Source organism: Cupriavidus alkaliphilus (assembly GCF_900094595.1).
Lineage (GTDB): Bacteria > Pseudomonadota > Gammaproteobacteria > Burkholderiales > Burkholderiaceae > Cupriavidus > Cupriavidus alkaliphilus.
In genome coordinates this window covers 364,304-385,854 of sequence record NZ_FMAD01000001.1, presented here as the reverse complement: position 1 = coordinate 385,854, position 21,551 = coordinate 364,304, and the positions used below count along the sequence as shown (strand labels likewise).

17 protein-coding genes are annotated in these 21,551 nt (G+C 69.6%); 10 read left to right on the top strand and 7 right to left on the bottom strand.

Translation table 11 applies throughout. From position 1 onward, the window contains the following. Window positions 1-15: 15 nt before the first annotated feature. The 6 genes from GA0116996_RS01770 to apbC all read right to left on the bottom strand — a co-directional run bounded on the left by GA0116996_RS01770 (window position 16) and on the right by apbC (window position 5,640). Entirely contained in the window at window positions 16-231 is a 216-nt protein-coding gene (locus GA0116996_RS01770) for a formate dehydrogenase (protein ID WP_092306737.1), read from the bottom strand. A gap of 187 nt (window positions 232-418) precedes the next feature. Then, window positions 419-1,057, bottom strand: coding sequence for a TorD/DmsD family molecular chaperone (locus tag GA0116996_RS01765; RefSeq protein WP_092306735.1), 639 nt, complete (start codon window positions 1,055-1,057; stop codon window positions 419-421). 37 nt (window positions 1,058-1,094) lie between these two features. Continuing rightward, window positions 1,095-3,260 (bottom strand): 4Fe-4S binding protein, encoded by a 2,166-nt coding sequence (locus GA0116996_RS01760; protein WP_092306733.1) that lies wholly within the window; start codon window positions 3,258-3,260, stop codon window positions 1,095-1,097. Window positions 3,261-3,360: 100 nt separating this feature from the next. Further along, entirely contained in the window at window positions 3,361-3,969 is a 609-nt protein-coding gene (locus tag GA0116996_RS01755; protein ID WP_092306731.1) for a DUF3306 domain-containing protein, read from the bottom strand. 31 nt (window positions 3,970-4,000) lie between these two features. Further along, window positions 4,001-4,534 carry a DUF3305 domain-containing protein gene (locus GA0116996_RS01750; protein WP_092306729.1) on the bottom strand — a complete coding sequence of 178 codons (534 nt, stop codon included), beginning with the start codon at window positions 4,532-4,534 and terminating at the stop codon, window positions 4,001-4,003. A 17-nt stretch (window positions 4,535-4,551) separates the two neighbouring features. Beyond that, window positions 4,552-5,640, bottom strand: a complete 1,089-nt coding sequence (gene apbC, locus GA0116996_RS01745) for an iron-sulfur cluster carrier protein ApbC (protein ID WP_092306727.1) — start codon at window positions 5,638-5,640, stop codon at window positions 4,552-4,554. Window positions 5,641-5,976: 336 nt separating this feature from the next. Between apbC and GA0116996_RS01740 the strand changes: the two genes are divergently transcribed. From GA0116996_RS01740 to GA0116996_RS01695, 10 genes are all read left to right on the top strand, one after another. Next, window positions 5,977-6,615, top strand: coding sequence for a YiaD family glycine zipper/OmpA-like lipoprotein (locus GA0116996_RS01740; protein ID WP_018008064.1), 639 nt, complete (start codon window positions 5,977-5,979; stop codon window positions 6,613-6,615). A gap of 288 nt (window positions 6,616-6,903) precedes the next feature. After that, window positions 6,904-8,970 carry a methionine--tRNA ligase gene (gene metG / locus GA0116996_RS01735; protein ID WP_092306725.1) on the top strand — a complete coding sequence of 689 codons (2,067 nt, stop codon included), beginning with the start codon at window positions 6,904-6,906 and terminating at the stop codon, window positions 8,968-8,970. A gap of 375 nt (window positions 8,971-9,345) precedes the next feature. Beyond that, window positions 9,346-12,681, top strand: coding sequence for a carboxyl transferase domain-containing protein (locus GA0116996_RS01730; protein ID WP_092306723.1), 3,336 nt, complete (start codon window positions 9,346-9,348; stop codon window positions 12,679-12,681). Between the two features lie 46 nt (window positions 12,682-12,727). Further along, window positions 12,728-14,461 carry an AMP-binding protein gene (locus tag GA0116996_RS01725; RefSeq protein WP_092306721.1) on the top strand — a complete coding sequence of 578 codons (1,734 nt, stop codon included), beginning with the start codon at window positions 12,728-12,730 and terminating at the stop codon, window positions 14,459-14,461. 91 nt (window positions 14,462-14,552) lie between these two features. Next, window positions 14,553-15,341, top strand: a complete 789-nt coding sequence (locus tag GA0116996_RS01720) for an IclR family transcriptional regulator (RefSeq protein WP_092306719.1) — start codon at window positions 14,553-14,555, stop codon at window positions 15,339-15,341. A gap of 59 nt (window positions 15,342-15,400) precedes the next feature. After that, window positions 15,401-17,002 (top strand): ABC transporter substrate-binding protein, encoded by a 1,602-nt coding sequence (locus GA0116996_RS01715; protein WP_092306717.1) that lies wholly within the window; start codon window positions 15,401-15,403, stop codon window positions 17,000-17,002. Between the two features lie 79 nt (window positions 17,003-17,081). Then, window positions 17,082-17,993 (top strand): ABC transporter permease, encoded by a 912-nt coding sequence (locus tag GA0116996_RS01710; RefSeq protein WP_092306715.1) that lies wholly within the window; start codon window positions 17,082-17,084, stop codon window positions 17,991-17,993. Further along, on the top strand, window positions 17,986-18,876 hold the full coding sequence (locus GA0116996_RS01705; protein ID WP_092306713.1) for an ABC transporter permease: 891 nt from the start codon (window positions 17,986-17,988) through the stop codon (window positions 18,874-18,876). Before GA0116996_RS01710 ends, GA0116996_RS01705 begins: the two co-directional genes overlap by 8 nt. Then, complete coding sequence (locus tag GA0116996_RS01700; RefSeq protein ID WP_092306711.1) at window positions 18,873-19,919, top strand: ABC transporter ATP-binding protein; 1,047 nt, start codon at window positions 18,873-18,875, stop codon at window positions 19,917-19,919. The genes GA0116996_RS01705 and GA0116996_RS01700 overlap by 4 nt, the downstream gene beginning before the upstream one ends. Window positions 19,920-19,942: 23 nt before the next feature. After that, on the top strand, window positions 19,943-20,908 hold the full coding sequence (locus GA0116996_RS01695) for an ABC transporter ATP-binding protein (protein WP_092306709.1): 966 nt from the start codon (window positions 19,943-19,945) through the stop codon (window positions 20,906-20,908). 52 nt (window positions 20,909-20,960) lie between these two features. Here GA0116996_RS01695 and bamE read toward each other — a convergent pair whose 3' ends face one another. Continuing rightward, complete coding sequence (bamE, locus tag GA0116996_RS01690) at window positions 20,961-21,509, bottom strand: outer membrane protein assembly factor BamE domain-containing protein (protein WP_092306707.1); 549 nt, start codon at window positions 21,507-21,509, stop codon at window positions 20,961-20,963. Window positions 21,510-21,551 lie beyond the last annotated feature (42 nt).

The following is a 21,551-nucleotide window of genomic DNA, read 5'->3' as shown; positions in this document are numbered from 1 at the left end:
ACGCCGCCGTGGCAGTTACACCAGCGTGGTCCGGTAATACTTGCGGATGTGGTCGGAGACCCGGTAACCCTTGCTGTCCGACGGAGGATCGGTGGGTTCCGGCAGGGCTGCAGCCTGGCCCGGCACAGCGGGGGCGCGCGCGCTCAGCGCTGCCGCACCCGTGGCGGCGGCCACAACTCCGGCGCCCGCGAGAAACGTGCGGCGCCCGACCCTGGTTGGCTTTTCTCTCATGTGGGGGCTCCTCGGTTGTCAAAGCCCGATGGTTGTGCCGTTATGCGTTGTTATGCATATTCTAGATTCAACTGGAAGGAAAGACCATGACAAGCACGGGTTTTTCCTTACCTTCTGCTCCCATTTGAGCTAGGCAGCCGGTCCGGACCTGCGCCTTGCGCCGCATCGGTCCCGCGCCCGGATCCGCTCAGGTCATTTCCAGCGCCACCGCCTCGACGCCGGCGAAGGTGCCCAGCAGTCCGGCCACGCTGCGATAGAAGCGCGCCTGCGGGTGCGCCGCCACCGCCTCGCACAAGGGCTCGATCCACGGCTGCAAATGCTTCGCATAGAAGCGCTGCTGCTCGCCCAGGTTGGACACCGACAGGTCGTCACCCGCCACCAGGAAGCGCATCACCTCGCACAGCGTGGCAATGTGGTCCTCGGTCTCGCTGACGCCTTCGTGGCGCTCCAGCCCATAGCGGGCCAGGTCTTCGCGCAGCGCCACCAGCGGGCGCTCGTTGAGGAAGCCCGTCATATAGAAGGAGCCGTAGAGGAACACGTCCTGGCGGCCCACGCCGACGAACAGTTGCCGGTACTCCTCCTCGGCTTCCGCCGCGGTGGTTTCGGATGCTGCGTCGCACAACGCATTCCACGCCTTGCCCAGCACCGTTTTCGCATCTTCGCCCACGGCCCGGTTGGCCGCGATGTGATGCAGCAAGGCCGCGTCGGGGGCGCGGTAGAACAGCGTCGCCAGCAGGCCGTACAGGTCGGCGCGGGCGGTGTCTTCGCTGTCCGCGGGGTCGGCGGGCGGTGCGGCGGTGAGCTGGATCGGCTGGAAATCTGTCATGTCGTGATGAATTGTGCCCGGTGGCCCGGGCCGGGTCTCAGCGCAGGGTGGCGCCGGTGATGGCGCCGGGGTCGCGTTCCATCATGTCCACCACGCGGCAGTCGGGGCACATCCTGAGACGCTCCGCGGCGGCGCCGGCAAAGGCCGGATGGCCGGCCAGGCGCACCAGCATCGACTCGACCATCTGCGCCGTGCCGAACGGCTTGGCGCAGCGCACGCAATGGAACGGCTGGGCCTCGTTGAGCGTGACCGGGCGCCGGGCCGCGTCGCCGGCCAGCAGGCGCGGCACCAGGGCAATGGCGTCCTCGGGGCAGGTCTTCTCGCACAACCCGCACTGCACGCAGTTGCGCTCGATGAAGCTGAGCACGGGACGCTCGGGGTTGTCGCGCAGCGCCTGCGACGGGCACGCGCCGACGCAGGCCAGGCACAAGGTGCACTTGCCGGTATCCACGGCGATGGCGCCGATGGGCGCGCCCGCCGGCAGCGGCACGCTCTGCGCCGGCGACGGCGCATGGCGCACCAGGTGGTCGAGCGCGAAGTCGAGCAGCTCGCGCTTGGCCGCGACCGGGCCGAAGGCCGCGGGTGGCAGCGCGTTGCGCGCCGGGCGCAGCGCCGCCAGGCCGGCATCGAGCGCTTCGGTGTCGGCGGACTCGACCAGCGACAGCGCCTCGCCGTCATAGCCCAGGCCCGACAGCAGCGCGCGCCCGACCGCCATCTGCTCCAGCAGCGCGGTGCGGTATTGCGGGGCCTCGTCGCCGGTCAGCAGCACGGCGACGCGGCTGGCGCCCCAGCACAGCGCGGCCAGCCACAGCTCCAGCCCCACCGAGGCCGGATGGAACAGCGACAGCGGCATGACCTGCGCGGGCACACCCCGCGCCTTGCCGCCGCGGGCGGCGCGGCCCAAAGCCAGCAGCGCGGGCGTGCCGAATTCCTCGCCGTGCAGCAGCACCACCGGATCGCGCGCGCCGGCCTGCCGGTAGGCGGACAACAGCGTGCGCAGCCGCGCGCCGGTCGTCTCCGGGCCGGGATAACCGTAGCTGATGGCGCCGCTGGGGCAAACCGTGGTGCAGGCGCCGCAGCCCATGCACAGGTTGGGCGTGACCTCGATGCGGCCCTTGCCGTCATGCCAGCGCGAGGCGATGGCCTGCGTCGAGCAGATATCGATGCAGGCGGTGCAGCCGGTGGTCTGGTTGCGGCCGTGCGCGCACAGGCTTTCCTTGTAGCGGAAGAACTTGGGCTTCTCGAACTCGCCCACCAGTCCGGCCAGCAGCAGCGCCTGGGCCTGCTGGCGGACCGGGTCGGCGCCGGCATGGAGGTAGCCCTGCGGCGGCTGGTGCATGGTGAAGGCGGGCGTGTCGCACAGGTCGAAGACCAGGTCGAAGCGGCCCGTGCCGGTGCCCGGCGGACGGTCGAAGTCGATCGCCGCGGCGGCGCCGCAGGCGCGCACGCAATCGCGATGCGCGCGGCAGCGCGACAGGTCGATCTGGTAGCTGAAATCGATCGCGTCTTCCGGACAGGCCTCGATGCAGGCATTGCAGCGCGTGCACAGGTCCAGGTCGATCGGGTTGCTGCGGCCGGCGCCGGTTTCCCAACTGGCCTCGAAGGCGCCGAGCCAGCCGCTCAGCGCGGCCAGCCGGCCACTGTGGACCGGATAGGCGCGCGCCGCGGGCTGCGCGGCGGTGCCGTCGCGCGGGTCGCTACCGGTCAGCAGCACCGTGACTTCGAATTGCATCGCCGCCAGCCGCTCGGCCCACGGCAGCGCGCGCGCGGCCGGGCCCAGCACCAGCACGGCGCCGTCGCTGCGGTAGTCCACCACCGGCACCGGCTCGGGTTCGGGCAGCGCGGCCACGGCCAGCAGCGCGGCGATCTTGGCGTTGGCGGTCCTGGGGTCGCGCCGGGCACCCTGCGACCAGCCGCCGGTCTCGCGGATATTGACGAAGCGCACCGGCGCGGTTACTACCGCCTGGCCATCGCGGCCCTGCGCGGCTTGCGCGGCCACCTCGGTAAAGAGCTGGCGTTCTTGCGTGCAGGCGACGATCACGTCGTCGGTGCCGTCCAGCGCGGCAGTGAAGTCACCGATTTCGCGCCGGCACAGCAGTCGATGGACTTTGAGCGGTCCCTGGCTGGCGTCGCGGGTTGCGTCTGACAATGCCGCCCCGTCCAGCGGCATGGTGTCGTTGCAATTGCAGATCAGCGTCGGCATGGCGAGTGCGGCTGACCGGTCCGGACGTCCCTTCTTTCGGGGGTCTGCGGGCCGGCGGATTGTGGGGATGCCTATTGTAGGCCTGCGCTGCCGCTCTGGGCTACGCGCGTTTATGCGGGTCTTGCTGGCCCTGTTGTTCGCTTTGACTGCCTGCTGCCGGCGGCGTTTCGCCGCCTGCCGGCGCCTCGGCCTGCGCCGGCGGCACTGGCGCATCCTCGGCCTCTTGCCGCGGCACCTCATGCGTAGCAGGCGATACCTGGTCCGGCCCCGCCAGCCGGGCCGCGGCTTCGGCCGCGGCGCGTTCTTCGTCGGTCGGCTCGAACAGGCCCAGGGTCTCGGCCTGGCGCAACTGTCGCAGGATCGCGAGCGGAATCGGGTCCGGCTTGCTGTAATCGTCGATATAGATATCGAGCCCGTCCATCACATTGAAGTGCGGATCGGCAAACAGTGCCTTCAGCGCGGCGCGCTTGACCGATTCGTCCACGCCGCGCGCGACGAAGCGGGCGATCTCGTCACCGGGCCGCAGGGCCGCGACATCGGCCAGCGTCGGCGGCGGACTCTGCGGCGCCTCGGGGCCGGCCTGGACGGTCGCAGGGACTGCCTCGGCCGCGGGCACCGCCGGCTGCGGCGGTTCTGCGGGCACGGCCACGCCTTCGCGCACCGCGGCCTTGCGGCGCGACCAGCGCGACAGGAAGGACGATTCGCTCATGGGCAGGGCCGCTTCTCGGTGGTGTCAGGGATCAATAGCGGGCGCGCTGGTCCGGCGCCTTGAAGGATTCGGGCCGGCGCCGCTGCTTGGGCTCGGGCCGGTAATGTTCGTTGACGTAGGCCTGCAGCCAGTCGCGCTGCTCCGGGGCCAGCGGCACGTTCTCGACGGTCTCGCCGGCATCCAGCCAGCGGCCGGCCTCGTTGTACGACAGCGTCACGGTGACCGGCACCGGATGCGCCTCGTCACCCTCGCCCTCGTCCTCGGGCATGCGCCACATCACGAACCAGCACGGCGTGGCCGAGGTCAGGTTCAGGTAGTAGCCCTCGCCCTGGTCGCGGAACAGCTCCACCTCGTAGCCCGGGTACAGCCAGCGCGCGCCGTGGGCATCGTGCTCCAGGCACACCGGCTGCGTGCCGAACTCGCCCAGGTCGGGCAGCACCGCGTCCAGCTGCCATTTCCAGGGCTGCCAGCGGTTGGCCAGCGCCACCTTGCGCATCACCACGGCCATGGTGACGGCGGGGCGGGTGCCGGGCGGCGGCGGGTTGGCGGTGGGCTGGCTGTCCATGGCGGCAGGCGGAGCGCTCAGGTGTTCTGCACGACGATGCTGGGGAACTTGCTGGTCATGTCGCGCGCCTTGTCGGCGACCTTGATCGCGACCTTGCGCGCGATCGCGCGGTACATTTCGGCCACCGGGCTGTCCGGCTCGGCCACCACGGTGGGGCGGCCGGAATCGGCCTGCTCGCGGATGCTGAGGTTCAGCGGCAGGCTGCCGAGCAGGTCGACGCCGTAGTCGGCGCACATCTTCTCGCCGCCGCCGTGTCCGAAGATATGCTCGACATGGCCGCAATTCGGGCAGCAATAGACCGCCATGTTCTCGACGATGCCCAGGATGGGAATGCCCACCTTCTCGAACATCTTCAGGCCCTTCTTGGCGTCCAGCAGCGCGATGTCCTGCGGCGTGGTCACGATCACCGCGCCGGTGACCGGAACCTTCTGCGACAGCGTCAGCTGCACGTCGCCGGTGCCCGGCGGCATGTCGACGATCAGATAATCCAGATCGTGCCAGTTGGTCTGGCGCAGCAGCTGCTCCAGCGCCGAGGTAACCATCGGGCCGCGCCACACCATGGGGTTGTCCTGCTCGATCAGGAAGCCGATCGAGTTGGCCTGCAGGCCGTGGCCCTCCAGCGGCTCCATGGTCTGGCCGTCGGCGGATTCCGGCCGGCCGTCGATGCCCAGCATCATCGGCAGGCTGGGGCCGTAGATGTCCGCGTCGAGCATGCCCACGCGCGCGCCTTCGGCAGCCAGCGCCAGCGCCAGGTTCACGGCCGTGGTCGACTTGCCCACGCCGCCCTTGCCCGACGCCACCGCAATCACGTTCTTCACGCCCGGCAGCAGCTTGACGCCGCGCTGCACCGCGTGGGCGACGATCTTCATGCTCACGCCCACGCTGACATTGGTCACGCCCGGCACCTGCCGCACCGCGGCCACCACCAGCTTGCGGATCGGATCGAACTGGCTCTTCGCGGGATAGCCGAGTTCCACCTCCAGCGATACCTCGCCGCCATCGATGCGGATGTTCCTGGCCGAGCGGGTGGACACCAGGTCCTTGCCCGTATTGGGGTCGATGACGGTGCGCAGGGCTTCGGTAACCTGCTCAGTGCTGAGGCTCAAGACAAACTCCGCTTGGATAGTGGGGAACGGGCGCATGATGGCCTGCGCCTAATGTATCAAAGTATGCAGCACCGGCCATGAACGCCGGAAGTCCGCGCGCAATCCCCTCTGTCGGGTGGGGGATTACAGACAATTACAAATCTCACAAGCTTGCACTTGTGCGCGCGCCGCCATATCCATATTGTAGTGCGGTTGGGCGGCCCGGCATGCCGACACCGCGAGCGGTGCCGCGCCCGGCCTGACCGACGCGCACAATGGGTTACCTGCCGCTTGCCTTGGCGTTACCATCGCGACGCGGTACCAAGAACATTTACGGGAACATCAGAAGGAGAAAGCATGAAGATCAAGCTCGTTACCGTTTCGCTCGCCGCCGCCACGCTGCTGGCCGCCGGCTGCGCCACCGAACAGCAAACCCACACGGCGGTTGGTACCGGCGTCGGGGCCGCGGTCGGCGCGGGGCTTGGCAACCTGATCGGCGGCAACACCACCGGCACGCTGGTGGGCGCGGCCGTCGGTGGCGCCATCGGCGGCGCGACCGGCTACAACTGGAACGCGATCCGCGGCAAGCTGAACAAGGACACCGCGGGCACGGGCACCCAGATCACCGAGCAGCCGGACGGCTCGCTGAAGGTCAACATCCCCAGCCAGGTCACCTTCGACACCGACAGCGCCACCATCAAGCCGTCGTTCCGCTCGGTGCTCGACCAGGTCGCGCAGACGCTGGGCCAGCACCAGGACGTCAGCGCCAACGTCGTCGGCCATACCGACAGCACCGGCAACCCCAACTACAACATGCAGCTGTCGCAGCGCCGCGCCCAGAGCGTGGCGGGTTACCTGGGTGATCGCGGCGTCGCACGCAACCGCCTGAGCGCCGAAGGCCGCGGCCAGAGCCAGCCGGTCGCGGACAACGGGACCGAGGCCGGACGGGCACAAAATCGCCGCGTCGAAATTTTTTTGAAACCAATTCAAGGGTGACCCTGTCATAGAAACAGGTGCCGCTTGCCACCGTTGCTGGCTCGCGATGGGTGGCTGACCTCCCGGGCGGTACCTGATTTCTCCTCCTTTTCCGTTGTGGAAAGCTGCGCCGGCACTGACCGGCGCTTTTTTTTGCCCGCGCGGATCCGGCGCCCCGCCTATTCCGCGATGCGGAACCGCCGCGCGGCGGCCGGCCAGTTGTTAAAATAGCCCCTTCCCGGCACGCGCCTGCCCGTCCTGGCTGGCGCCGACCCCTCGATTTCCCCCGCTCCTGACCGGCTCCTGTTTATGACCGCACGTCGCATCCTCGTCACATCCGCCCTGCCCTACGCCAACGGCCAGATCCATATCGGCCACCTGGTGGAGTACATCCAGACCGATATCTGGGTGCGGTTCCAGCGCATGATGGGCAACGAGGTCTACTACGTCGGCGCCGACGACACCCACGGCACCCCGGTCATGCTGCGCGCCGAGAAGGAAGGCATCACGCCCAAGGCGCTGATCGACCGCGTCTGGACCGAGCACAAGCGCGATTTCGACAGCTTCCTGGTGTCGTTCGACAACTACTACAGCACCGACGCCGAGGAAAACCGCGAACTGTGCGAAAAGATCTACCTGGCCCTGAAGGCCGAGGACCTGATCGCCGAGCGCGAGGTCGAGCAGTTCTACGACCCGGTCAAGAACATGTTCCTGCCCGACCGCTTCATCAAGGGCGAGTGCCCGAAGTGCGGCGCCAAGGACCAGTACGGCGATTCCTGCGAGGTGTGCGGCACCACCTACGTGCCGACCGACCTGAAGAACCCCTACTCGGTGGTATCGGGCGCCACGCCGGTGCGCAAGTCGTCGGCCCACTACTTCTTCAAGCTGTCCGATCCGCGCTGCGAAAGCTTCCTGCGCGAGTGGGTGGCCGACCTGGCGCAGCCCGAAGCCGCCAACAAGATGCAGGAATGGCTGGGCGCCGAGGGCGAGGCCTCGACCCTGTCCGACTGGGACATCTCGCGCGATGCGCCCTACTTCGGCTTCGAAATCCCCGGCGCGCCGGGCAAGTATTTCTACGTGTGGCTGGACGCGCCGATCGGCTACTACGCCAGCTTCAAGAACCTGGCGCAGCAGCGCGGCATCGATTTCGACGCCTGGGTCGGCCCGCACTCGACCGCCGAGCAGTACCACTTCATCGGCAAGGACATCCTGTACTTCCACACGCTGTTCTGGCCGGCGATGCTGCGTTTCTCGGGCTACCGCACCCCGACCAATGTCTTCGCCCACGGCTTCCTGACCGTCGACGGGGCCAAGATGAGCAAGTCGCGCGGCACCTTCATCACCGCGCAGAGCTATATCGACACCGGCATGAACCCGGAGTGGCTGCGCTATTACTTCGCCGCCAAGCTCAACGCCAGCATGGAAGACCTCGACCTGAACCTCGACGACTTCATCGCGCGCGTGAACAGCGACCTGATCGGCAAGTACGTCAACATCGCCAGCCGCGCCGCGGGCTTCCTGGTCAAGCGCTTCGACGGCAAGGTCGACGAAGCCGCGCTGGCCCATCCGCTGCTGGAGCAGCTGCGCCAGGCCGCGCCGCAGGTGGCGCACCTGTATGAAAGCCGCGAGTACAGCAAGGCGCTGCGCCTGGTGATGGAACTGACCGATGCCGTCAACGCCTTCGTCGACACCGAGAAGCCGTGGGAGCTGGCCAAGGACGACAGCAAGCGCGCCGCGCTGCATGCGGCATGTTCGGTCTCGCTGGAGGCGTTCCGCCTGCTGACCATCTACCTGAAGCCGGTGGTGCCCAACGTGGCCGCCGGCGTCGAGCGCTTCCTCAACGTCGCGCCGCTGGACTGGCGTGCCATCGACCAGCAGCTGTCGGCCGCCAGCCCGGTACAGCCCTACCAGCACCTGATGACGCGCGTCGATGCCAAGCAGGTCGACGCGCTGCTGGCCGCCAACCGCGAATCGCTGCAGGCGACCGCGGCGCCGGCCACCAACGCGAACGCAGCCGCGATCGAGCCGATCGCCGACACCATCACCATCGATGACTTCGCCAAGATCGACCTGCGCGTGGCAAAGATCGTCGAATGCCAGAAGGTGGAAGGCTCGAACAAGCTGCTGCAGCTGACGCTGGACCTCGGCGAAGGCCGCACCCGCAACGTGTTCTCCGGCATCCAGTCGGCCTACACGCCCGAGCAGCTGGTGGGCAAGCTGACCGTGGTGGTGGCGAACCTGGCGCCGCGCAAGATGAAGTTCGGCGTGTCCGAAGGCATGGTGCTGGCGGCCTCGGCCGCGGATGAAAAGGCCGCGCCCGGCCTGTACATCCTCGAGCCGCACAGCGGCGCGGTGCCGGGCATGCGCATCGGCTGATCGTCCGGTATCGCTGTTCCCTCTCCCGACACGCGGGAGAGGGTTGCATCCCGCGGCACGCCCGTGACGCGGCTTCCTTCGGCGGCGCATCGCCGCCGCACCCCCGGGGCGAGACATCTCGCCCGCCACAGCCGGCTGAATTCTGCAATGCAGAACAAAACAGCGGCAAATCCCCTCCCTCTCCCCGGCTCTATGCACACGCGGCATGTCATACATGGTTCCGGCGCATCGCGCTTGTGACCCCCTGGCTGGCCGCGTAGATTCCACCTCGCAGAATCACAAACCACAAAAACAAGAAGCCGGCAGCGCAACCCGCTTGCGCGCTTGCGCGCTTGCGTAATCCTGTGCCGCCGCTTCGCATGGAAGGGGACATTTGTGAAGAAGCTCCTGATCGCCAATCGCGGCGAGATCGCGTTGCGCGTGCAGCGCGCCGCCCGCGATCTCGGCATCGCCACCGTGGCCGTCTACGCCACCGACGATGCCGGCAGCCGGCACCGCCTGCTCGCCGACGAAGCCGTCGCGCTGCAGGGCGAAGGTGCCGCGGCCTATCTCGACATCGACGCCATCCTCGCCGCCGCGCGAGCCACCGGCTGCGATGCCATCCACCCCGGCTACGGTTTTCTGAGCGAGCGCGCCGATTTCGCCAGCGCCTGTGCGGCGGTGCAGATCGTCTTCGTGGGACCCGAGCCCGAACACCTCGCCCTGTTCGGCGACAAGGGCCGCGCCCTGGCGCTGGCCGCCCGCTGCGGCGTGCCGGTGATGCCGGCCACGCCGGGCGGGGCCACGCTCGATGCGGTGACGGCCTTCTTCGACGAGCAGGACGGCGCCGGCGTGGTGCTCAAGGCCGTGGGCGGCGGCGGCGGGCGCGGCATGCGCGTGGTGCGCGAACGCGACGCCCTGCCGGAAGCCTATGCGCGCTGCCGCTCCGAAGCCCGCTCGGCGTTCGGCGTCGACGCCCTCTACGCCGAGCGACTGGTCGCCCGTGCGCGCCATATCGAAGTGCAGATCGCCGGCGACAGCGACAGCGTGATCGCGCTGGGCGAGCGCGACTGCACGCTGCAGCGCCGCTTCCAGAAGGTGGTGGAGATCGCGCCCAGCCCGGCGCTCGATGCCGCGCTGCGCCAACGCATCGTCGACGCCGCCTGCACGCTGGCGCGCGAGGCGCGCTACCGCAGCCTGGGCACGTTCGAGTTCCTGGTCGAAGAGCCCGAGGACGGCGCCGGCCGCGACGGCGCGACCCTGCCCTTCGTCTTTATCGAGGCCAACCCGCGCCTGCAAGTGGAGCACACCGTCACCGAGCAGGTCACCGGGATCGACCTGGTAGCGGTCCAGCTGGGACTGGCCCAGGGCCGGCGCCTGCCCGAGATGGGGCTGGACCCGCGGCATCCGCCGCGCGTGCGCGGCTATGCGATCCAGGTGCGCGTCAACGCGGAAGCGACCGACCCGCAAGGGCTGGCGCGGCCGGCGCAGGGCCGGCTGGAGCGCTTCGATCCGCCCACCGGGCCGGACGTGCGCGTCGACACCCATGGCTATACCGGCTATGCCCCGTCCGCGCATTACGACACGCTGCTGGCCAAGCTGATCGTCACCTCGGCCAGCGACCACTTCGCCGACGCGGTGCGGCGCCTGCAGCGCGCGCTGGCCGAGTTCAATATCGCCGGCATCGCCACCAACCTGGACCTGCTGCGCGCGCTGGCCGAGCGCGATGACTTTGCCAGCCAGCAGGTGCATACCCGCTACATCGAGACGGCGCTGCCCGCGCTGCTGGAACGCGCCGCGCAGATCGGCGCGCAGCACGCGGCAAGGCACGCGCTGGCGGGCGCCGCCGCGACGCCGGTGGCGGCCACGTCGAGCAGCGCCAGCTTCGAAGAGCAACTGGGCGAAGGCCTGTGCGCGGTGCGCGCGCCGATGAACGGCCGCGTGATCGAACTGGCGCGCGAGAACGACGTGGTCAAGGCCGGCCAGACCGTGGCGGTGCTCGATGCGATGAAGATGGAACATGCCATCGTGGCCGAACAGGCCGGACGCGTGATCGACCTGCGCACCGCATCCGGCGAGCAGGTGGCCGAAGGCCAGGTCATGCTGGTGCTGGAGCCCGCCGACGCCGGCGCGCATGCCGGCGCCGACGCCGAATGCGCCGACCCCGCGGCGATCCGCCCCGACCTGCAGCGCGTGCTCGATCGACATGCCTTCCTGTACGACGCGGCCCGCCCGGAGGCGGTGGCGCGCCGCCATGCGCGCGGCCAGCGCACCGCGCGCGAGAATGTCGACGACCTGTGCGATGCCGGCAGCTTCCGCGAATACGGCGGGCTGGCGCTGGCGGCGCAGGCGAGCCGGCGCAGCGAGGCCGACCTGATTGCCAACACCCCCGCCGACGGCCTGATCACCGGCACCGGCACCATCAACGGCAGCCTGTTCGCGCCCGAACGCGCGCGCTGCGCGGTGCTGGCCTACGACGCCATGGTGCTGGCCGGCACCCAGGGCAAGCGCAACCACACCAAGACCGACCGCATCCTGGAGGTGGCGCTGCGCAACCGCCTGCCCACGGTGATCTTTGCCGAAGGCGGCGGCGGGCGCCCGGGCGATGTCGACTTCCCCACCGTGGCCGGCCTCTACCAGCCATCGTTCGGCGCCTTCGCCGAGCTGAGCGGCGAAGTGCCGGTGGTCGGCATCGCCTCCGGGCGCTGCTTCGCCGGCAATGCCGCGCTGCTGGGCTGCTGCGACCTGATCGTCGCCACGCGCAACGCCAACATCGGCATGGCCGGTCCCGCCATGATCGAAGGCGGCGGCCTGGGCGTGTTCCGGCCCGAGGACATCGGTCCGGCCGCAGTGCAGTACCACAACGGCGTGGCCGACCTGCTGGTCGACGACGAAGCCGCGGCGGTGGCCGCCGCCAGGCACTACCTGTCGATGTTCCAGGGCCGGCTCGAAGCGTGGCAGGCGCCCGACCCGCTGGCGCTGCGCCACGTGGTGCCCGAGAACCGCCTGCGCGTGTACGACACCCGTGCCGCCATCGACGGGCTGGCCGACGTCGGCAGCGTGCTGGAGCTGCGCGCGGGCTTCGGCACCGGCATCCATACCGCGCTGGCGCGCATCGAAGGCCGGCCGGTGGGCATCCTCGCCAACAATCCGCGCCACCTCGGCGGCGCCATCGACGCCGACGCCGCCGACAAGGCCGCGCGCTTCATGCAGGTGTGCAACGCGCACGGACTGCCGATCGTGTCGCTGATCGACACGCCGGGCTTCATGGTCGGCCCCGAGGTCGAGGCCCGCGCCCAGGTGCGCCACGTGTCGCGCATGTTCGTGGTCGGCGCCAAGCTGCGCGTGCCGTTCCTGGCGGTGGTGCTGCGCAAGGGCTATGGCCTGGGCGCGATGGCGATGGCCGCGGGCGGCTTCCGCGCGCCCAGCTTCACGGTGTCGTGGCCGACCGGCGAGTTCGGCGGCATGGGGCTGGAGGGCGCGGTGCGGCTCGGTTTCCGCAAGGAGCTGGAAGCGCTGCCGGCCGGGCCGCAGCGCGATGCGCTGTACCAGCAGCTGGTGGCGCAGATGTACGAACGCGGCCATGCCATCAACGCCGCGGCGGCGCTGGAGCTCGATGCGGTGATCGATCCCGCCGCCACGCGGCAGTGGCTGGTCAGCGGACTCGACGCGGGCGCCGCCGACCCACAGCGTGCCCAGCGGCCGATACGCCCCTTCGTCGACGCCTGGTAGGCGCGGCGGCGGACACCACCAGAGCGACAGCAAGAGGAGACAGCACATGGACGAACAGGCGTTCTTCGCCGACCTGGAAGCCCGGCATCGCAAGATCTGGCCCGCCGGCCTGCCCGACGCACCGGTGTACCCCCAAGGCGAGGCCCCGCTGGGCGACTACCTGCGCGCGTGGGCGCGCAAGCGCCCGCACCATGCGGCGCTGGTCTGGTACGGCACCACTGTCACCTATGCCGAACTCGACGACCTGTCCGAGCGCTGCGCCGCGCTGCTCAAGGGCCGCGGCGTCGGCGCGGGCGACCGCGTGGCAGTGATGATGGGCAACTGCCCGCAGTTCCACGTGGTGTTCTACGCCATCCTGAAGCTGGGCGCGGTATACGTGCCGGTCAACCCGCTCTTCAAGGAGCAGGAGCTGGTGTATGAGCTCAACGATGCGGGCGCCACCACCATCATCGTGCAGGACCAGCTGGCGCCGCTGCTGATGTCGGTGCGCGCGCAGACCGCGCTGCGGGCGGTCTACACCACCAGCGCCGGCGCCATGCTGCCGGCGCAGCCCGGGCTGCCGCTGCCGGCCGGGCTGGATGCCCCCGCGCTGGCCGTCGATGGCGCCATCGACCTGCTGCAGGCGCTGCGCGAGACCGCGCCGGTGGCGCTGCCGCCGGTCGACCTGGACGCGCTGGCCGCGCTGAACTACACCGGCGGCACCACCGGCCTGCCCAAGGGCTGCATGCACACGCAGCGCGACATGCTGTACACCGCCGCGGCCTCGTATGCGCTGACCGGCGGCGTCGACGCCGCGCGCCTGGCCGAGGGCTCCGACGACGTGATGCTGAACTTCCTGCCGATGTTCTGGATCGCGGGCGAGAACCTGGGCCTGATCTACCCGATCTTCAGCGGCGCGACCGTGGTGCTGCTGGCGCGCTGGGACCCGGTCGCGGTGATGGCCGCGATCGAGCGCTACCGCGTCAACCGCACCTTCGTCGTGGTCGACAACGCCGTCGAGCTGATGAACCATCCCGAGTGCGGCCGCTACGACCTGCGCTCGCTGCAGCATACGCGCGCGGCCTCGTTCATCCGCAAGATCACGCCCGACATCCGCCAGCGCTGGCACGCGCTGACCGGCAGCATCATTGCCGAAGGCGCGTGGGGCATGACCGAGACCCATACCAGCGACACCTTCACCACCGGCATGCAGGCCGACGACCTGGACCTGCGCGGGCGCCCGGTCTTCGTGGGCCTGCCGGTGCCGGGCACGCGCATCAAGATCTGCGACTTCGACACCGGCGCGGTGCTGCCGATTGGCGAGGAAGGCGAGATCGTGGTCAGCACGCCGTCGCTGTTCAAGGGCTACTGGGGCCGTCCCGACGTCGACGCCGAGGTGTTCCGCGACGGCTGGTTCCGCACCGGCGATATCGGCGCGTATGACGAGGCCGGCTACCTGCATTTCCTGGGCCGGCGCAAGGAGATGCTGAAGGTACGCGGCATGAGCGTGTTCCCGTCCGAACTGGAGGTGCTGCTGTCGCGCCACCCGGCGGTGCTGGGCTCGGCCGTGGTCGGCCGCCCGGACCCCGACAAGGGCCAGGTGCCGGTGGCCTTTATCCGCCTGCGCCCCGAGCATGCCGACGGCACCAGCGCCGATGCATTGCATGCCTGGTGCCGCGAGCAGATGGCGGTCTACAAGGTGCCCGAGATCCGCATCCTGGCCGAGTTTCCGCTGACCGCCACCGGCAAGGTGCGCAAGGTGGAACTGCAGGCGCTGCTGGACACCGGCGACGGCGGCTGAGCGCAAGCGCTACCCATCTGTCCTGCAGCACCGGCGAAAGGGATGCCACGCGCTTGGGCGCCGCTTTCGCGCCACCATGGAGCCATCGGCCATGCACGATCGATCCACCGGCACCACCAAGGAAGACCGCCATTTCGTCACCGCGCTGGCGCGCGGGCTCGAGGTGCTGGCGTGCTTCCGCACCAGCGACCGCGCCCTGGGCAACCAGGAAATCGCGCGGCGCTGCCAGCTGCCCAAGTCCACGGTATCGCGCCTGACCTCGACCCTGACCCGGCTGGGCTACCTGGCGCGCGCCGAAGGCAGCCAGCAGTACAGCCTGGGCACCGCCTGCCTGCGGCTGGGCAGCGCCATGCTGTCGCGGCTGGATATCCGCAAGGTGGCGCGCCCGCTGATGCAGGAGCTGGCCGATTTCTCCGGCGGCACGGTGTCGCTGGGCACGCGCGACCGCTTCTCGATGATCTATGTCGAGCACTGCCGCAGCAGCGCCGCGATTGCACTGACGCTCGATACCGGCTCGCGTATTCCGGTAGCGACCTCGGCGATCGGCCGCGCCTGGCTGGCGGTGGTCACCGACGCCGAGCGGCAAGCCTTCATGGAGCAGGTGCGCGATGTCGACGATGTGGCCTGGCCGCGGCTGCGCCAGGGCATCGAACAGGCGCTGACCGATCACCGCGAGCTCGGCGTGACCTGCTCGATGGGCGAGTGGCAGGCCGATGTCAACGGCATCGCGCGCGGCTTCGAGCCCGGCCAGGGCATGCCGCCCATGGCGCTCAACGTGGGCGGGCCGTCGTTCCGGCTGTCGCCGTCATTCCTGCTGCAGGAAGTGCGGCCGCGCCTGCTCGAGGTGGTGCGCCAGCTCGAGAGCAGCTTCCCGCGCTGAGCGCGCCCGTTGTTCACACCCACAGCGCCGCCACGAGACGGCGCAACAGGAGGAGCACCATGCAAATGAAGAAACCGTCCGACGCCACCCATTACCGGCTGCTGGCCGGCATCGTCGCCGCGGCCATCGTGCCGCTCGCGCATGCCGCGCCCGCGCCCGCCACCGGCAGCCTCACCGTCGCCTTCGGCGCGGAGTCGACCACGCTCGACCCGGTCAAGATCTCGGCCGGGGTCGACCATTATTTTGTCGGCCAGATCTTCGAAATGCTGGTGCGCCGCAACGCCGCGCTCAAGGACGAGAACTGGCTGGCGGAAAGCTGGAAGCTCGACACCGGCAAGGACGGCAAGCCGGTGCTCGACGTGCAGCTGCGCAAGGGCGTGCGCTTCCATAACGGCGACCCGCTGACGTCGGAGGACCTCGAGTTCTCGTGGCAGCGCCAGCGCGATCCCAAGAGCAGCTTCTTCTCGCACTATGTGTCGTCGGTCGAGCGCTTCGAGATCATCGATGCGCACCGCTTCAAGCTGCATTTCAAGCAGCCCGACGCGCAGTTCATCGTCGGCAACATGCAGCTGTGGGCCATGCCCAAGAAGTACATCCAGAAGGTCGGCGAGGAAGAGTTCGCCAGGAAACCGGTGGGCACCGGGCCATGGAAGTTCGTCTCGCGCACGGCCAAGGACGAGCTCAGGCTGGAAGCCTTCGACGGCTACTGGAACCAGGACAAGCGCCCCGGCATCAAGGAACTGACGATCAAGGTGATTCCCGAGGACCTGACCCGGGTGGCGGCGTTCAAGACCGGCAAGGTGGATTTCATCGACAACGTGCCGCCATCGATGGTGGAGGAATTCAGGAAGATGCCGGGTGTGAAGACCGTCACGCTGGTCAGCGGCAACAATCTCTTCCTGAACTTCAACACGCAGATGCCGAAGTCGCCGTTCAATGACGTGCGCGTGCGCCAGGCCGCCGCGCATGCCATCGATGTCGACGCCATCATCAAGCGCGTGCTGTTCGGCCAGGGCGAGCGCTATGCGCAGGTGGGCAAGGCCTCCAACGGCTACGACCCCGCGCTCAAGCCCTATGCCTTCGACCAGAAGCGCGCGCGCGAACTGCTCAAGCAGGCCGGCTACCCCAATGGCTTCGACACCCCCTGCTACAACCTCACCACGCCGCGCGAGCCGGGCGTGAAGGAAGTGGGCGAAGCCATGTACGCCTACCTGAGCGCCGTCGGCATCCGCTGCCAGGTGCGCAACCTGGAGTACGGCGCATGGATCAGCCTCGGCAAGCGCGGCCGTTCCGGTCCGCCCGAGATGGATGGCGTGCTGAGCTGGATGTGGTCGCAGGGCCTGCCCGGCGATCCCGGCCTGGCGTGGTCGGGACACCTGCACAGCTACCAGGCCGGCGGCGGCTGGGGCACCTACTCGTACACCAGCGACCCCGAGGTCGACGCGCTGCTGGAAAAACAGCGCCAGACCATGGACCCCGCCGCGCGCACCGCGCTGCTGCAGCAGATCGCCCGCCTCAAGCAGGAGCGCGTGCTGGGCGGCCTGCCCACCTACCGCCCGCTGGTGACCTTTGCCTGGCGCGACAACAAGATCGACTACGTGCCCTGGCCGATCCGCGACTATTGGCGCTCGTTCCAGGAAGTCAGCTGGAAGCCGCGCTGAGCCGCCGCCGCGCCCGGCCGCGCCCGACCCGGCGCGCCGGCGCGGCATCCCCGCCGATGACTCCCCGACGGAGCCCGCCATGCCCATTGCCAAACGCCTGCTGCACGGCCTGATCAGCATCCTTGGCGCGAGCGTGATCATCTTCCTGATCTCGCGCCTGTCCGGCGACCCGCTGGCCCTGCTGCTGCCGGCCGACGCGCCGCCCGAGGTAATCGAACAGACCCGCCAGCACCTCGGCCTGGACCAGCCGCTGGTGGCGCAGTACCTGGTGTTCCTGCGCAACGCCGTCACCGGCGACTTCGGCAACTCTTACCGCTGGCAGGAACCGGCGCTCGGCCTGATCCTGGAGCGGCTGCCGGCCACGGTGGAACTGGCCCTGGCCGCGCTGGCGTTCTCGATCGCGATGGCGGTGCCGTTCGGCGTGCTGTCGGCGGTCTGGCGCGGCTCGTGGTTCGACCGCTTCGCCAAGGTCTTCGCCATGGCGGGCCAGGCCATGCCCAACTTCTGGGTTGGCCTGCTGCTGATCCTGTTGTTCGCGGTGCAGCTGAACTGGCTGCCGGCCTTCGGGCGCGACTCGTGGAACAGCCTGGTGCTGCCCGCGATTGCGCTGGGCTGGTATCCGGTGGCGGCGCAGACCCGCGTGGTGCGCTCGGCCATGCTCGATGTGCTCGACAGCGACTACATCCGCATGGGCCGCGCCATGGGCCTGCCCGAGCGCGTGCTGGTCTGGAAGTACGCGCTGCGCAACGCGGCGATTCCGCTGGTGACGATCCTCGGCGTCTACTTCGCGGCGATGCTGGGCGGCGCCTTCGTGGTCGAGGTCATCTTCGCCTGGCCCGGCGTCGGCCGCACCGTGGTCGAAGCCGTGTTCGCGCGCGATTTCCCCGTGGTGCAGGCGGGCGTGATGCTCACCTCCGTGCTGTTCGTGCTGTCCAACCTGCTGGTCGACCTGAGCTACGGCCTGATCGACCCGAGGATCCGCCATGCCTGAGATCGCCATCCCTCCTGCCGGCGCCACCGCCCCGGTGCGCCAGCGCCCGCGGCGCAACCTGCGCGGCCTGCCCTGGTTTGCGCTGGCGGTGCTGCCGCTGCTGCTGGCCTGCGCCATCGGCGGCGAGGCGCTGCTGCCGCACGACCCCAACGGCCTCGACCTGGGGCTCGCGTTCCAGCCGCCGGCGTGGCTGGCCGGCGGCAGCTGGGCCTATCCGCTCGGCACCGACAACATGGGCCGCGACCTGCTCACGCGGATCATGGCCGGCACCCGCATCTCGCTGGTGGTCGCGCTGTACGCCATCCTGATCTCCGGCGGCATCGGCACCGCCGCGGGCATGCTGGCCGGCTACTTCGGCGGGCGCCTGGACGCGCTCATCATGCGGCTGGTCGACATCCAGATGTCGATCCCGGCGCTGGCGCTGGCGCTGGTGCTGGCGGCGGTGCTGGGGCCGGGCTTCGAGACCGTGGTGCTGGTGATCGTGGTCACCTACTGGACCTGGTACGCGCGCATCGTGCGCGGCGAGGTGATGTCGCTCAAGCAGCGCGACTACGTGGCGCTGGCGCGCGTGGCGGGCTGCGGCACGCTCACCATCTTCCGCCGCCACCTGCTGCCCAACCTGCTCAACACCCTGCTGGTGCTGGCCACGCTGCAGGTGGGCCAGGTGATCATCTTCGAGGCCTCGCTGAGCTTCCTCGGCCTGGGCATCCAGCAGCCCGACGTGTCGTGGGGACTGATGCTGGCCGACGCGCGCAACTACATCACCAACGCGTGGTGGGCCATCACCATGCCGGGGCTGGCGATCATGGCCACCTGCCTGGCGTCCAACCTGCTGGGCGACTGGTTGCGCGACCACTTCGACCCGAAACGGAGGCAGCTATGAACGGACCGGACCCGCACGTGACCCGACGCCCGTTGCCAACGGCCGCCCAGGATACGTCTTCGCACGGCACGCCGATGCTGTCGGTGCAGGGCCTGACGACCCACCTCGAACTGCGCCGCGGCATGGTGCGCGCGGTCGACGGCGTGGACCTGCATGTCAACCAGGGCGAGACCCTGGGCGTGGTGGGCGAGTCCGGCTCGGGCAAGTCCATGACCATCCTGTCGATCCTGCGCCTGCTGCCGCGCCAGGGCGGCGTGCGCCTGGGCGGCAAGGTGCTGCTCGACGGCGTGGACCTGCTGCAGCTGCCGGAAAAGACCCTGAGCACGCAGTACCGCGGCCGCAAGATCGCCATGATCTCGCAGGACCCGCTGACCTCGCTCAACCCGGTATTCACGGTCGGCGACCAGGTCGGCGCGCCGCTGCACTACCACGGCCGCGCCGACAGCCGCGAGGCGCGCCGGCGCCAGGTGGTGCAGGTGCTGGAGAGCGTGCGCATCCCCTCGCCCGAGACCCGCCTGGACGATTATCCGCACCAGTTCAGCGGCGGCATGCGCCAGCGCGTGGTGACCGGCATGGCCATCGCCAGCGCGCCGCGGCTGCTGGTGGCCGACGAGCCCACCTCGGCGCTGGACGTGACCATCCAGGTGCAGATCATGGCGCTGTTCCGCCGCATCCAGGCGCAGACCGGCGTCGGCATCATCCTGATCACGCATGACCTGGGCGTGGCGGCCAGCATCTGCCATCGCGTGGCGGTGATGTACGCGGGGCGCATCGTCGAGACCGGCGACGTGCGCACGCTTTACCAGCGCCCCGCCCACCCGTACACGCAGGCCTTGCTGCAGGCCATCCCCCGCTTCGGCGACCGGCGCGAGCGGCTGTACGCGATCCCGGGCAGCCCGCCCAGCCTGGTCGACCCGCCGCACGGCTGCCGCTTCGCGGCGCGCTGCCCGCACCGCAAGCCGCTGTGCGACGACGCCTATCCCCCCGAGATCGAACTGGAGTCCGGCCACAAGGTCAGCTGCTGGCTGGCCTCGGCCGGCTGAGACCGCGCCAGCCAGGAGACGCCATGCTGCTTGAAGTGCAAGACCTGAAGAAGCATTTTCCCGCGCGCGGCGGCGGCACCGTGCGGGCCGTCGACGGCGTCAGCTTTGCCGTCGATGCCGGCCAGACCTTTGCGCTGGTGGGCGAGTCGGGTTGCGGCAAGACCACCATCGCGCGCCAGTTGCTGCTGCTCGAGCGCCCCAGCGCCGGCGCGATCCGCTTCGATGGCCAGGACGTGATGTCGCTGGACCGCAAGGGCGTGCTGGCCTACCGGCGCCAGGTGCAGGCGGTGTTCCAGGACCCGTCGTCGTCGCTCAATCCGCGCCTGAAGGTCAGCATGCTGCTGGCCGAGCCGCTGCTGGCGCATGGCCAGGGCGGCGACCGCGCCGCGCTGCGGGCCCGGCTGCTGGAGCTGCTGGAGATCGTCGGCCTGCCGCCCGGCGCGCTCGAGCTCTACCCGCACGAGTTCAGCGGCGGCCAGCGCCAGCGCATCGCGGTGGCGCGCGCGCTGGCGCTGCGGCCGCGGCTGCTGGTGCTGGACGAGCCGACCTCGGCGCTGGATGTCTCGATCCGCGCCCAGATCGTCAACCTGCTGGCGGAGATCCAGCGCAGCTTCGGGCTGGCCTATGTGGTGATCGCCCATGACCTGGCGCTGGTGGAGCACTTCAGCTCGGCGGTGGGCGTGATGTACCTGGGCAATATCGCGGAAAGCGGCCCCAGCAGCGCGGTCTTCGGCTCGCCGCGCCATCCCTATACGCAGGCCCTGCTGGGCTCGGCGCCGCGGCCCGACCCGGACCACCAGCCCGCCGAAGGCCTGATCCTGGGCGATATCGGCTCGGCGCTGCACCCGCCGCCGGGCTGCAAGTTCCATCCGCGCTGCCCGCGCGCGCTGCCGGCGTGCGCGGCCGAGACCCCGCCCATGCGACGGCTGGACCCGGCCGCCGGCGCGGCCATGCCGGCGCACCAGGCCGCCTGCCACCTGCTGCAGTGAAGCTGCGGTGAAGGCAGGCGGAAGGCAGGCGGAAGGCAGGCGCGGGCCGGGTTCAGCCGCCCTGCATCCGCGACGGATCGTCGCTGCGCGAGGTGGTGGTGACGGTGCCGTCGCTGTTGAAATGCACGTTGAAGAAGGCCTTGTCGGTCGAGGTCTCCATCCAGCGGTAGCCCCACACCTCTTCTTTCTTCAGCGCGAACGCTTCCACCCTGGTGGGCTTGCCCAGCAGGCGGCGGATATCGTCCTTGCTCATGCCGGCGCGCACGCGCGCGAAATGCTCGGCCGACAGCACCTGCTCGATCTTCGCGACCTTGCCGTCGGCGCCGATGGTGACCATCCACGTGGTGGTGCCCTCGGGGCCGCGCGGGTATTCCAGCCGGCGCCCGCCGTCGGCCTCTTCCCACACGATCTCGGGCTTGCCGGCCTGGCGGCGCAGCTCTTCCTCGGTCGACTGGCCCGGCACGATGCCCTTGAACAGCTCGCTGTCGGGCTTGATCGCGTTCCAGGTGTTGCGGGCGGTCTCGCCCGCCTTCTTCATGGCTTCGTCGACCTTCTGCTGGTCGCAGCCGAACAGCGCAAGCATCGAGGCAATCAGTCCCATGGCGGCAAGGCGTCGCGGCGACGCGGCAAAGGTCGAAGGCAA

What these genes read in the sequence shown, in the direction of transcription:
- GA0116996_RS01770 (WP_092306737.1), bottom strand. Translation starts at nt 231, where the DNA reads ATGAGAGAAAAGCCAACCAGGGTCGGGCGCCGCACGTTTCTCGCGGGC.
- GA0116996_RS01765 (WP_092306735.1), bottom strand. Translation starts at nt 1,057, where the DNA reads ATGACAGATTTCCAGCCGATCCAGCTCACCGCCGCACCGCCCGCCGAC.
- GA0116996_RS01760 (WP_092306733.1), bottom strand. Translation starts at nt 3,260, where the DNA reads ATGCCGACGCTGATCTGCAATTGCAACGACACCATGCCGCTGGACGGG.
- GA0116996_RS01755 (WP_092306731.1), bottom strand. Translation starts at nt 3,969, where the DNA reads ATGAGCGAATCGTCCTTCCTGTCGCGCTGGTCGCGCCGCAAGGCCGCG.
- GA0116996_RS01750 (WP_092306729.1), bottom strand. Translation starts at nt 4,534, where the DNA reads ATGGACAGCCAGCCCACCGCCAACCCGCCGCCGCCCGGCACCCGCCCC.
- GA0116996_RS01740 (WP_018008064.1), top strand. Translation starts at nt 5,977, where the DNA reads ATGAAGATCAAGCTCGTTACCGTTTCGCTCGCCGCCGCCACGCTGCTG.
- metG (WP_092306725.1), top strand. Translation starts at nt 6,904, where the DNA reads ATGACCGCACGTCGCATCCTCGTCACATCCGCCCTGCCCTACGCCAAC.
- GA0116996_RS01725 (WP_092306721.1), top strand. Translation starts at nt 12,728, where the DNA reads ATGGACGAACAGGCGTTCTTCGCCGACCTGGAAGCCCGGCATCGCAAG.
- GA0116996_RS01720 (WP_092306719.1), top strand. Translation starts at nt 14,553, where the DNA reads ATGCACGATCGATCCACCGGCACCACCAAGGAAGACCGCCATTTCGTC.
- GA0116996_RS01715 (WP_092306717.1), top strand. Translation starts at nt 15,401, where the DNA reads ATGCAAATGAAGAAACCGTCCGACGCCACCCATTACCGGCTGCTGGCC.
- GA0116996_RS01710 (WP_092306715.1), top strand. Translation starts at nt 17,082, where the DNA reads ATGCCCATTGCCAAACGCCTGCTGCACGGCCTGATCAGCATCCTTGGC.
- GA0116996_RS01705 (WP_092306713.1), top strand. Translation starts at nt 17,986, where the DNA reads ATGCCTGAGATCGCCATCCCTCCTGCCGGCGCCACCGCCCCGGTGCGC.
- GA0116996_RS01700 (WP_092306711.1), top strand. Translation starts at nt 18,873, where the DNA reads ATGAACGGACCGGACCCGCACGTGACCCGACGCCCGTTGCCAACGGCC.
- GA0116996_RS01695 (WP_092306709.1), top strand. Translation starts at nt 19,943, where the DNA reads ATGCTGCTTGAAGTGCAAGACCTGAAGAAGCATTTTCCCGCGCGCGGC.
- bamE (WP_092306707.1), bottom strand. Translation starts at nt 21,509, where the DNA reads ATGGGACTGATTGCCTCGATGCTTGCGCTGTTCGGCTGCGACCAGCAG.